The following is a 13,196-nucleotide window of genomic DNA, read 5'->3' as shown; positions in this document are numbered from 1 at the left end:
ATTTTATACCCTTTTGACAGGTTTAGAGAGAGAGATTATGGCTGTGTGGAGCATTTGAGAGATTCATGATGCAGTTATTAGCTCCTAATACTGCTCCATGAATAATTCAGGATTAAAAAGTCAATATACGAAATGCACAAAAATTACAGAAAAAAAATAGCACGTATAGGTGTGCACTATAGAAAAAACACAAAATATGTCAACAAATGTTGAAAAAAAGGAAGGGTTAGGGTATAATACAAAAGTATGGAAACGGAAAAATTCTGAGTAAACCAAATCGTCGCCGTGTCGCGTTTGGAAGATTCAGATGATATATGTGTATGAGAATCTGTCTGATTGAAGATGGAGTGGCGAAGCACGTCCATTTTTGGTTGGCAAGGTTCTTTTTTTTCCTAATCCATGCAACAATTGATGACATAAACATGAGTGAGGAGAAAAAGAATGTGGTACGTTGTACAGGTCAGTACAGGTGCAGAAGAACGAATTCGTTTACAATGCGAAAAGAAGATAGACAAAAGTATTATGGAAGAGTGTTTTATACCTCAGTATGAAGAGAAGAAACACTTCCGAGGTAAATGGACTGTTCAGAAAAAGATTCTATTTCCCGGTTATGTTTTTGTGGTTACAGATTATTTGAATGATTTATATGAAGAATTAAAACACATTGATGGAATGACCAAGATGATCGGAACCGGTCAGGAGATCGTTCCACTCACCGATGAGGAAGTTGAGTTTATTCAGCATTTCGGCGGTGAGGATAAGATCGTTCAAATGTCAGAAGGAATAATTGAAAATTCACAAGTGAAAATATTGTCCGGACCTCTTGAAGGGATGGAAGCGTTCATTCGAAAGATTGACCGCCACAAGCGTAAAGCCTGGCTGGAAATCGAAATGTTCGGAAGAATGCAGAGAGTTGAAGTGGGATTGGAAATTATTTCCAAAACTGTGTAAAAAATGGAACTGAAATAACTACGTTGCTAGAAACATCATTTTTTATACGATAAAAATACTGGTTATAAAAGAAAGTGCCATAAATGCAGGGCAAATAAATGCCCACAGGCATCGAAAGATTTGAGGGTCGGGAAGAAAAATGTATAAAAGGAATACATCGCATTGGTTCAAGCACTGGGATTTTATTTTGTTGGACTTCATATTAATAGAAGCTGCGTTCTATGTGGCGTATGTGGTACGAAATGGAGACCTGACTTTGCAGATGGATACGTTCATGCGAAGCATCTTCATTGTCTTGGGGCTGATTGATCTGGTGATGGGATTCCTGATGGAAACATATCGAGGTATTCTGAGACGAGGATACTGGCTGGAAGCAAAAGCGGTTGCACGTCATGTGCTCGTTGTTTGCGCCGGTGTCATCGTCTATCTTTTTGTAATTAAAGAATCTGCACATTCTTCGCGTCTGGCGATGTTTTATTTTCCGCTCATTGCATGGAGTTTCCTTTTTATAGGAAGATGTATTTTGAAAATGTGGCTGAGAAGCCACCGGGGACCGGCTGCCGGAAAACGGGGCATTATGCTGGTCGGATCAAAAAAGAATTATGAAGAACTTCTTAACAACTTTACCGATAATCCATACAGTGAATTCAAGGTTACCGGAATCGGGATCGTGGATGAAGAAGGCGAAAGAAGAGAATTCCATGGACTTCCGGTTATTTACGGAGTGGATCAGATCGCTGAATATTTGAAAACAGCCTGGACAGATGAAGTGATGTTCAGCATTCCGAATGAGATACCGCTTTCGGAGAAGCTGATTGATGAATGTGGAATCATGGGACTTACGGTGCATCTGAAGCTGGCAAGGCTGAAAAAAGAGAAGATGCGTCAGATGGTGGAGGAGATTGAAGGATATACGGTGATCTCCAGCAGCATCAACATGGCATCACAGAAACAGGTATTTGTGAAGCGGCTTATGGACATCGCAGGAGGAATTGTCGGACTGATCGGTACAGCGATTATCTTTGTGATTGTGGCACCGTGGATCTATGTGAAATCTCCGGGACCGATCTTCTTCAGTCAGATCCGGGTTGGGAAGAATGGAAGGAAGTTTAAGATCTATAAGTTCCGAAGCATGTATATGGATGCGGAGGAACGGAAGAAGGAACTCATGGCGCAGAATAATATCAAGGACGGCATGATGTTCAAGATGGATAATGACCCTAGGATTATTAAAGGGATCGGAAATTTTATCCGGGATTATTCCCTGGATGAGTTTCCACAGTTCTGGAATGTGCTGAAGGGTGATATGAGTCTCGTTGGAACCAGACCGCCTACAGAGGATGAGTGGGAGAAGTATGATCTGCATCATCGGGCCAGACTGGCGATCAAACCGGGGATTACCGGGATGTGGCAGATCAGCGGACGGAGCGACATTACCGACTTTGAAGAAGTTGTGAGGCTGGATACAGAATATATTAAGAACTGGGATTTGGGGCTGGATATTAAGATTTTGTTGAAAACAGTGTTGGTTGTGATTGGAAAAGATGGGGCGAAATAGAAAGCTCTATTTAGCAATGTCTACCCTAAATTCTCAGTTGAGTTTTCACATGGATTTTGTTGACAGAAATCCAAGCTCATACAGAACTCGACCGGAATGTCGATAAACTATAGCAGAGGAGATGAGGATGATAAATAAATCTGATTTTCAGTAAGTATCCTGATTCCTTTAACCGGATTAAGAATCATAAACGAAACAATAGAATCCGTTATACGACAGGAATGTAAGAATTGTGAGATTTTGATTCTAAGAAATGATATCAAAGATCTTCCACAGGGCACAGATGTGGCTGAAAAAGATGTTTTTTATCAAGATTCGGATTATTTGTTGCGAGAGTTTTATATCCGAAAAAGGGGAAAGGGAAATGCTTTGAATGAAGGGCTTTGCCATGCAAGAAATGATTTGGTTTGTATACTTGATGCTGATTGTGTCTTACAGGAAGATGCTCTTTCTAAGGCGGTAAAGCATTTCCGAAATGATGAAGTGGTTGCTGTCGGTGGACGCTTACTTGTTAAAAGAGAAGACTCATGTCAGCTGGAAGCGATTCAGTCTTGCGAATATATGAAGACATTTCAGATTTCCAGGAGCATATTTGCCAGGTTAAACGCACAGTGTTTGATTTCAGGGGCATTTGGGGTCTTTCGCAAAAGCACTCTGCTGGGAATTAATGGGTATGATATCGATACTGTTGGGGAAGATATGGAGTTGGTTCTTCGATTGCAAGAGAAAGACTATCAGCAATCGAAGAAACAGATTGTTTATGATCCAACTGCTGTCTGTTATACCGGAGTGCCACATAGCATTAAAAGGTTATTACACCAAAGAGACAGGTGGCAAAGGGGATTGATGGATTGTCTTATCAAGCACTATAACATGATTGCTAATCCACATTATGGGCTATTGGGGCTCGTAACAATGTGCTATCAGTTCGTGATTGAGTTACTTGGGCCTATCTTTTGGGTAATTTACACGGTTTTGTTGATAGACAAGAATATGTTTCCGTTTTGTTCGTTGGTGTTTGCAGGATATGCTTTGGCTCAAATTGGATTGACAATATTTGCAGCATACATAGATACAGAGAAAAATATGAGGAGCCTTTTGAGATGGATACCGAAACTGATTTTAATAACAATAGAAGAAATTGTTTTGCAAATTCCGATTATGGTAGCGAGGGTGGTTGGAATGCTTACATTCCATTGGCGAAGACTTGTCTGGTAGATTTGATGTCCCCACAAGAGTGCAGGGTATAGACTCACTAAAAAGCACTAAAAAAGATATACACTGTATATTTGTATGCTCGTCATGGTTTAGCGGTTGGTTTACCATTCTTCCCACCCTACCTTATATGTACTATTTCTCATTACTTTTACTAATACCAGCACCGAAAGATTGGGGTGGATAAGGAAGTTTAAAAGAGGAATAAAAGAAAGTTGAAGGTACACTGGGTGAATGGGATTGATTGGGAGAGAAGAACGGTGAGGAACCGGAATAGAAGAAAAGAAGAATGCCGTAAAGGCAGAGAAGTATAGAAGAATACCCAGAGATGGGCAGAGAAGTGGAGCTGAAGATGAAAACAGTCAATTATGTCTTGAACGCACCACTGAGCAAAAACTACAAAATTGCGCTATTGGCGGATACGCATAGCAAAGTCAATCCACGTATCTTGCCAATGCTCCAATCAAATAATCCGGACATGATATGTATCGCTGGAGATTTGTGTAACACTTCGTTGTCGGAAAGTCCTAATGTTAGAGATTTTTTAAAAGAGATAGTTGGTATTGCACCAACCTTCTTTTCGTTTGGAAATCACGATTACCTTCTAAACAGGTGGGATATAGAAGAAATAAAGAAGATAGGAGTCACAGTACTTAATGATTCTTTCATTCGATTTAATGAGGAAATTGTAATTGGTGGTATGACTTCATACTTCTATCACAAATGCGAGAAGTACGATCCAAAGATTCCAATGGCACTCTTTCCAGAGGTGGCGTGGCTGGATGAGTTTGAGAACCAAGAAGGATACAAAATCCTACTAGACCATCACCCCGACAATTATGATCCATATACAAAGAAGAGAAATATAGACTTGATCCTTTCTGGTCACGCTCATGGAGGGCAAATAAGACTGTTTGGAAAAGGATTATACGGGAAAAGTCAAGGGTTCTTACCGAAATATGATGGTGGAGTTTTTGACCAGAAACTGGTAGTCAGCAGAGGGCTGTCAAACACCTTACCAATTCCAAGACTGTGGAATTCAACAGAAATTGTTTTTATAGAAATAAAGGGAGAGTAGTAAATGTCAGTTAAATTATCGGCTTGTATAGTCGCCTATAACAATTACGAAGATATAAAAGCTGCTATAACATCAATGGAGCAATTTACGTCTCCAGAATTACCTAAAAGAATATACATTGTCGATAATGGCGTCGCTATTTCTTCTCCGTCTGATGTTGAAGAGTTTAAGGAGTTTATTGAGAAGTGTAACGATGTAGAGTACATCGATGCTGGCAGCAATTTAGGATTTGGAAAAGGGCATAACACAGTTTTAGATAGGTTGGACAGTGAGTATCACGCCATCGTTAATCCAGACATTCTTTTCTGTGAAGATGCGTTCTCAAAGATTATTTCTTGGATGAATGAAAACAAAGACGTTGGAATGGTTATTCCAGATATCAGAGATGAATACGGTAAAAGGCAGTTGGTTTATAGAGAAGAACTAACTGTTTTTGATATGTTTATCCGTTTCTTCTGTAAGGGTTTGTTCCCAGGAAGAATTAAAAAACATACCCTCCAGAATAAGGACTATAGCAAACCGTTCCAAGTTCCGTTTGGGCAGGGCTCTTTCCTAGTTGTCAGAACGGATTTGTTTAAGGAGCTGAAGGGATTTGACGACAACTTCTTTATGTATGTCGAAGATGCAGATCTCTGCAAAAGAGTTAATCAAGTATCCAAGCTCATGTACTTCCCTGGGGCTAGGGTAATACATAAGTGGGAAAAGGGATCGCATGGAAATAAAACGCTTTTCAAGTACCATGTTCAGAGCATGAAATACTACTTTAAAAAGTGGGGAGTGAAATGGTCATAATGAAAGAACTAAAAAACATAGTCATTGTGTGCGATTATGCTTTCTTTGAAGGTGGAGCCGCAAATGTAGCTATGCAATCAGTTTTGGCTTTTGCTAAGCACACAGACTTAAATGTATATTGTTTCGCAGGAAATGGTGAACCTTGTGAAGAACTGAAAAACAGTCGAGCAAAAGTTATTGCTTTAGGTATGCCTGATCTTCTTGGCAACAAGAATAAAATAGATGCTTTTCTTAAGGGAATATACAACAAGAAAGCAGGAGAAGAATTAAAGAAATTGCTTTCTACGTTAAATAAAGAAGAGACAGTTGTACATATTCATACATGGACAAAGGTGCTCTCTAGTTCAGTTTTTAAGGCTTGTGAGGAAATGGGCTTTAACACATATCTGACTATTCACGAATACTTTTTAGCTTGCCCTAATGGAGCGTGTTTCAACTATGTGGAACAGAAGATATGCGAATTGCGCCCACTATCAACGACTTGCTTGAAATGCAATTGTGATGCACGAAACTATCCGCAAAAATTGTGGAGGTGCATCAGACAAGCAAATCAGAATAGTGTGATTAGGCATAATGAAAATTTGAACTATATTTTTATTTCTCCTTATCAAGAAAAACAGCTTCTGAGGAGGATTCCAGAAGTAAAACATAAGTATTTGGTGAAAAACCCTATCAACGTTGGGGAACGTAAGCAAATAGAAGCAGAGAAAAACTCGAATTTCGTTTACATAGGAAGACTCAGCGGAGAAAAAGGGCCTCAGTTGTTCTGTGAAGCAGTGACAAAAGCAGGGGTACATGGTGTAATAATTGGAAAAGGAATTCTTGAAGAAAATCTTAAACAAAAGTACCCCAACATAGAATTTATGGGATGGCAAAATAAAGAACAAATTAACGAACATTTGAAGAAAACCAGGGCACTAATTTTCCCGACACTATGGTATGAAGGTTCTCCTCTTACTGTGCCAGAAGTGCAGGCCAATGGAATACCTTGTATCGTCACTGATTGTAGCTCTGCTACAGATGATATAGTACAAGGAGAAAATGGGGAAATAGTAAAAGCTAATGCAGATGCAATGACTGCAGCAATTAATAGATTTAAAGATGATGATTATGTAAAGAGGCTATCTAGAAACACCTATCAGATGTTTGATGAAAATCGAGGATCAGAAAAATGGTATGTAGATAACTTGTTGAAAATATATGCTGAATTAGAAAGAAGGAGACAATTTACCTATGTCTAGCATGATTGCGTTTATTATGATATTTGCGTTATTTGCTTTTTCAATTTTTATAAACAAGATTTTGTTTAAATCGAATTTGAACTACGCAAACGTTTTTATCATTATGTACGTCTTTGTTATGCTTTTGTCGTTGTTTTCTTTCTTTGGATTTGAAAGCGTGTCGCTTACCACATATTTATATTTAACAATTGGTTTATTTTCTTTTGAAATATTTACTTTAATTTTTACATCGGCAATAAGAGTTAAGAAAAAAATTTTTGCTGTTTATGAGCCTAGATCTTTTATAAAATTGACACTATCCTGCATTATCTTGGCAATCCTTGTTCCAATTGCTGTAAAGGGATTTGCTATCTTTAAAGAAAGTGGATTTAATTATCTTAGATGGGCTTGGCAGGGAGATTACTATGATCAGAGGATTAGATTTTTGATTGTATATTTTCTCTCACCATTGAATACTTCGCTTACTTGTTATTCGATATTGGAGTTAATTCAAAAAAGAAAAGTTTCTATTAATTTATTGATAAACTTTTTTACTTATATAGTGTTGATGTTTATTACGGCAGGCCGAATGGATTTTTTACTGATTATCATGTACATGATTTCAGCTTTAGGATTTGAATATGGAGGAAGTATCTCTCGCATTATAAAAAAGAATAAAAAACTCATTTTTTCAATTTTGGCATTGCTTTTGCTTATTGTTGCAATTACTGGGCAAAGATCTTTAAACTCTGAGAAAGGATTACTTTATAATGTTTATTGTTACTTTGTTGGAAGTATACATTTATTTGATTATTATATAAAGCACACAGCGACAACACTGCTCAATGGGGGTAATTATTTATTTGGTAAAGGAATGTTAAGCCCGATTACTGATGTTTTCAAAATATTTATTAAAGGCGTGGGTTTCCAAACAAATATGCTATCAGGAATTGAGGAAATTAATCAAATAGCTCAAATTTATTTTACCCTTAATAATGGTGTTGTAATGAATAATAATGTTACTTTTGCTTATGTTTGCCTAAGAGATTTTGGAATATTGGGATTAGTGATAGATCCGGCATACATGGCTTTGGTTTATGCATTCATTTATAAACGTTATAAAGTAGTGAACTCTGTATGTAGTAAGGCGATGCTCTACTACTCTATTGCAATATTACCATTTTGGATTTTTGAGTTTTATATTGCGCGAACACCAGTAATGCTTATTTTTGTATATATGTATTTTATTGATAAATTTTTATATAAAAAAAGAGTAGCGTAGCATATTGTTGAGGAGATTGTTTAATGGAAAAGCACTTAATTTCTGTTATTGTTCCTGTATATAATGTTGAGAAATATCTCGACAAATGTATACAGAGTTTAATAAATCAAACATATGAGAATATTGAAATATTATTGATAAATGATGGATCTAAGGATTCATCTCTAGAAATATGCGAAGCATGGAAGAACAAAGATAATCGTATTAAAGTGTTTGATAAAAAGAATGGCGGTTTATCAGATGCTAGAAATTATGGAATATCTCATTCGATCGGTTCTTATTTGTATTTTGTTGATAGCGATGACTGGGTACCAATTTACGCTATTGAGAAATTATATGAATTGATTCTTGAAAAAGATGCAGATATAGTTTGCGGAAGGATTCAAGAGGTATTCAAGAGAAATGTCGTAGAAAATTCAACATGTGCGAACTTTTTGGTAGAAGACTTTGACACTATAAATAGTTTAAAGAAACTATTGTATATGCATGGTGTGACTAATAGTGCTTCAGCTAAACTTTATAAAAAGGAGCTCTTTGATGGCATAACTTATCCATACAGAAAACTTTATGAGGACCTAGGAACTACTTATAAACTATTTGGTAGAAGTAAAAAGATTATTTTCACAGATATAATTGTATATTACTATTATAAAGAAAATCCATATAGTATTGTTAATTCAAATTATTCTAGCAATGAATTAGATAGAATAAATTTTTCAATTGAAGAACTAGATTATATAAATAAAGAATATCCACACCTTAAAGATGCCGCCGTATTTAAGTTGTTTTATGAAGCGCTTCTTACTATTACAAAAATACCATTTAATCATACTGATATGAAATATGTGTATGATATAGTAAAAAAATACAAAAACGAAGTAATAGCCAATCGTGAATTAAATAAAAAACAGAAGCTATTTTGTATGTCATCTATATTTGGACCAGTTGGCATAAAAACAGCATTCAAGATTAGGAATACGTTATATAAAATTAATATGATGTATAAATAGAAAATGTATTTGCAGATTGCCAGCCTAAACGGCCACCTGTGCCATATTAGGCGGACAGTGTGGGACATAATCGGCGGCCAGCCATCAAGCATTATTCCACGGTGTGCTTGACATGAGCCTCTACCGCTCATGATTCATTGGCAAAGCCTGGAAACCGCGTCAGAGACGGATTTGCCAGGGCTAAACAGCCTATCATGAGCTACTCATGTAAAGCACCTTTCGCGGCATAAGACTTGATGGCTTGAAATTTAACTGTCCGCTTATTGTGTCTCTGACTGGCCGGAAAATGTGGCCCAGCTGTCCGCAAAAACTGGCCATATGCAGTATTTATTAATCAAGAAATCAAGAAAGGCAAGATAATTGAATGAAAGCGTGTATTTTATCAATGCAAATGATAGACAACTATGGTTCTTTATTACAAGCATATGGGCTAAAAAAAATAGTTGAATCATTTGGTTGTGAAGTAGAATTTTTAGATATAAAAAAAATAGAGCAAGATTTTAATCTTCTCGATAGCGATGTGAAAAAGCACTCTGATGAGTCCGATGAAAAGACCCTTGTAGAGAAAATTTTTTCTAGAAATTTTTTCATTTTAGCTAAAAACAAATTAGTCTATAAGAAATTTTTAGCTATTTGTAAAGATTTTCGAATTAATAATCTAAGCATAAATAAGAAATCTGCAAAGTATGATCTGTGTATTATTGGATCTGATGAAGTTTTTAATTGTTTATACGCTGGATGGTGGGGTTATACATCACAGTTGTTTGGTAACGTATCAGAGTCTGACGCTATCATTACATATGCAGCTTCCTGTGGTGCAACAAAATATGAAAATCTTCCTAATGCTATAAAAGAAAGTATAGGTAATGCTTTTCAAAATATTAGAGGCTTTTCGGTAAGAGATGCGAATACTTACGAATTTGTAAATCATTTTGGCATTAAAAATATGTCTAGGCATTTTGATCCTGTATTGATTTATGATTTTGATAAAGAGGTTGAAGAAAGTGAACTTCCTAGTCTACCAAAACACTATTGTGTGATATATAGCTATCCGTATAGATTTTATAAGCAAGATGAGATTAGAAAGATATTGGATTTTTGTAATTCTCATAATCTAACACCAATAGCTGTTCAAGGCGGTCAAACCTGGTGCAAAGAATTTATTGCCTGTAATCCATTTGAATGTTTAAAAGTATTTCAAAACGCAGATTTTGTTATCACAGATACTTTTCATGGCACCATTTTTTCAGCAAAGTATGCGAATAAATTTGCAGTGATTACAAGAGAAAGTAACTATAATAAACTCAGTGATTTAATAAAGAGATTAGGTATTGAAAGGCACTTGGTAGATGATTTGTCAAAGCTTAACTCGGTTTATAGTTTGGAAAAAGAGAATGAATCAATAAAAAAAGTTATAGAAACCGAAAGAAGTAATACCTATAAATACTTGGAGAGATATATAAATGGAGAAACAAAATAGATCAAAATATTTGTTTAAGAACACAATAATATTCACTATTGGCAATCTTGCAACAAAGGTTATCTCCTTTTTTCTTATTCCATTATACACAAATGTTTTAACAACATCAGAATACGGAACTGTTGATTTGGTTGTTACAATTTCAACAATTGCTGTACCAATAATAACATTAAATATCATGGAAGCTGTAATGCGATTCAATTTAGATAGAGGGGTAGATAAGAATAAAATAACAAAAATAGGCATTGTTATTTTATTCTTTGGTATGTTGCTTGGATTGGCATTAATTCCATTATGTAGATTATGGAATCAGGTTTCTTCGTTTAGTATTCTTGTTTATTTTTATGTAGTTTGTTCAGCATCTAGCCAAGTTTTTCTTTGCGATTTAAGGGGAAAAGAATTACTGGTTCAATACAGTATAGGAAATATACTAAATACTTTACTAATAGCAGGCTTTAATATTTTATTTTTATTGGGATTTAAATTTGGAATTGCCGGATATCTATTAGCATATACAATCGCTAACGCCATTGTTGCAGTTTATGCTTTAATCATTGGCAAGGGATATCGAGCTATCAGAGCACCTCTTGATAAACGAAAAATAAAGGAAATGCTTAAGTATTCTGTCGTACTAATACCGAACTCTTTTATGTGGTGGATAATGAATTCTTCAGACCACGTAATGGTTACAAGCATGATTGGAGTGGCTGCAAATGGTGTATACGCTATTTCATATAAATTGCCAACTTTGATTTCGACTTTTACTGGCATTTTTAATCAAGCATGGAGTTATTCTGCAATTAGAGAAGAAGATGCAGAAGATGTAGAAACTTATACTAATAATGTATTTAAATCCATGATAAGTGTAATCATGCTTATTGGGTTATGTATGATGGCTGTCATCAAGCCATTTTTAAAAATATATGTATCCCCCAAATATTATGAAGCATGGCAATATACACCGTTTCTCATTATTGGATGTGTTTATTTGACATTAGGGACGTTTATGTCTACGAGTTATACAGTACATAAAGATAGTAAGGGATTCCTACTTTCTGGCACATTTGGTGCTATTTTAAATATTGCTTTAAATTTCACGTTAATCCCAAATTTTGGCGTGTATGGCGCTGCATTTGCAACATGTATTAGTTATATTTCTGTCTTTATTTTCAGAGTATTTCATACTAAAAAATATATGTATTACAATGTACTAACAAGGGAATTGATAATTGGTAGCATTGCGCTTATTTGTTCGGCAACTCTTATGTTTGCAGATAATAGTTTTGCACAGATTCTACAAATAATTATTTTAGTGATGATAATATATATTTTTAAGAATATTTGGCTTCCTTTTGGTAGAAAAATATTCATGCGGTTTGCGAAGGAGAAACGTTAATAATTATGCATATAAAAACAGTTTGTGAAGAAAATAAGTGCAATGGTTGCATGGCATGTCTGGATAAATGTCCAAAGAATTGTATTTCTATTGTAGATAACATATTCTCTTATAATGCCGTAAAAGATATGGATATTTGTATAAACTGTGGGCAGTGTGAAAAAGTATGCCCTAATAATACAGAATTGGAGAAGATGTTTCCTTTAGAATGGAAACAGGGGTGGGCCGAATGGAGTGTTAGGAGTAAATCTTCTTCTGGTGGAGCGGCATCTGCGATAATTAAATCCTTCATACAATCAGGAGGATATGTCGCATCTTGCCTATTCAAGGATGGAGAGTTTGTTTTTGAACTGACAAACGATTTAGAAGTTGCAAAACGATTTGCTGGCTCTAAATATGTAAAGAGTAATCCCACTGGAATATATAAAAAAATACAGGAAAGATTAAAGACTGATAAGGTTCTGTTTATTAGCTTGCCATGTCAAGTTGCAGGTTTAAAGAATTATATAAAGAATCAAGACAATTTATATACTATTGACCTAATCTGCCATGGAACCCCATCTCCCCAAATATTGGAAAAGTTCCTAGCTGAAAAGAAAATTAAGATAAAAGAGTGTAATGATATTAAGTTTAGAACAAATACAGCATTTGGTCTTGCTGATAGCGGAAAAACATTCACACCAGAAGGTACAGACGACTATTTAATCACTTTCCTGGATTCGATAAGCTACACGGAAAATTGCTATGAGTGTCAATTTGCAACAACCGATAGAGTCTCAGATGTTACACTAGGTGATTCGTGGGGTACAGAATATAAAGAAGAAGAAAAAAATGGAGTGTCGTTAATTTTAATACAGACTGAAAAAGGTCGAGATTTAGTATATTACGCTAAACTTGAAATGAAGAATGTAGACTTGGAAAAAGCTAGAAATGAAAATCATCAATTGAGGCATCCATCGATAAAAAAGCCTCAACGTGAAGCATTTCTCAATGATATTGTTTCGGGTAAATCATTTGCTTTATCTACATTCAAGTTGTATAAGAAAAGAATTATTAAAAGAAATATTAAGAAAGTACTGGTGGCACTTCACCTGATTAAAGTCGGGGAGACTGTCTGAAAACTAGGACAGCCAGCACATCGCATAACTAATAGGTTGAACCACCTGTTTTGGGTGTTTGACATAAATAAATTTGCACATTGAAAACTGAATAAA

General features: G+C 35.5%; 11 protein-coding genes. All 11 read left to right on the top strand.

The genetic code is table 11. The annotated features are described in order from the left end of the window. Window positions 1–441 precede the first annotated feature (441 nt). Window positions 442–951 (top strand): antiterminator LoaP, encoded by a 510-nt coding sequence (gene loaP, locus ACTNB3_RS16935; protein ID WP_427820679.1) that lies wholly within the window; start codon window positions 442–444, stop codon window positions 949–951. A 139-nt stretch (window positions 952–1,090) separates the two neighbouring features. Then, window positions 1,091–2,509 (top strand): sugar transferase, encoded by a 1,419-nt coding sequence (locus tag ACTNB3_RS16930; protein WP_441027081.1) that lies wholly within the window; start codon window positions 1,091–1,093, stop codon window positions 2,507–2,509. A 156-nt stretch (window positions 2,510–2,665) separates the two neighbouring features. Next, window positions 2,666–3,727, top strand: coding sequence for a glycosyltransferase (locus tag ACTNB3_RS16925; RefSeq protein WP_441027083.1), 1,062 nt, complete (start codon window positions 2,666–2,668; stop codon window positions 3,725–3,727). Between the two features lie 325 nt (window positions 3,728–4,052). Continuing rightward, a complete protein-coding gene (locus ACTNB3_RS16920; RefSeq protein WP_441027079.1) occupies window positions 4,053–4,802 on the top strand; it encodes a metallophosphoesterase in 750 nt (249 codons plus the stop codon). 3 nt (window positions 4,803–4,805) lie between these two features. Further along, complete coding sequence (locus ACTNB3_RS16915) at window positions 4,806–5,594, top strand: glycosyltransferase family 2 protein (RefSeq protein ID WP_441027075.1); 789 nt, start codon at window positions 4,806–4,808, stop codon at window positions 5,592–5,594. Next, window positions 5,594–6,835 (top strand): glycosyltransferase, encoded by a 1,242-nt coding sequence (locus tag ACTNB3_RS16910; RefSeq protein WP_441027073.1) that lies wholly within the window; start codon window positions 5,594–5,596, stop codon window positions 6,833–6,835. Before ACTNB3_RS16915 ends, ACTNB3_RS16910 begins: the two co-directional genes overlap by 1 nt. Continuing rightward, on the top strand, window positions 6,828–8,096 hold the full coding sequence (locus ACTNB3_RS16905; RefSeq protein ID WP_441027071.1) for an O-antigen polymerase: 1,269 nt from the start codon (window positions 6,828–6,830) through the stop codon (window positions 8,094–8,096). Before ACTNB3_RS16910 ends, ACTNB3_RS16905 begins: the two co-directional genes overlap by 8 nt. A 23-nt stretch (window positions 8,097–8,119) precedes the next feature. After that, entirely contained in the window at window positions 8,120–9,106 is a 987-nt protein-coding gene (locus tag ACTNB3_RS16900) for a glycosyltransferase family 2 protein (protein ID WP_441027069.1), read from the top strand. 364 nt (window positions 9,107–9,470) lie between these two features. Further along, window positions 9,471–10,586 carry a polysaccharide pyruvyl transferase family protein gene (locus ACTNB3_RS16895; protein ID WP_441027067.1) on the top strand — a complete coding sequence of 372 codons (1,116 nt, stop codon included), beginning with the start codon at window positions 9,471–9,473 and terminating at the stop codon, window positions 10,584–10,586. Next, on the top strand, window positions 10,570–11,982 hold the full coding sequence (locus tag ACTNB3_RS16890; protein WP_441027065.1) for a flippase: 1,413 nt from the start codon (window positions 10,570–10,572) through the stop codon (window positions 11,980–11,982). The genes ACTNB3_RS16895 and ACTNB3_RS16890 overlap by 17 nt, the downstream gene beginning before the upstream one ends. 5 nt (window positions 11,983–11,987) lie before the next feature. Continuing rightward, window positions 11,988–13,100, top strand: a complete 1,113-nt coding sequence (locus tag ACTNB3_RS16885; protein ID WP_441027063.1) for a Coenzyme F420 hydrogenase/dehydrogenase, beta subunit C-terminal domain — start codon at window positions 11,988–11,990, stop codon at window positions 13,098–13,100. Window positions 13,101–13,196 lie beyond the last annotated feature (96 nt).

The organism is Bariatricus sp. HCP28S3_D3, from assembly GCF_052065755.1.
In the GTDB taxonomy this organism is placed as follows: Bacteria; Bacillota; Clostridia; order Lachnospirales; family Lachnospiraceae; genus Allocoprococcus.
Note: the sequence above shows the minus strand (reverse complement) of the source record. Positions and strands in the feature narration are given on the sequence as shown.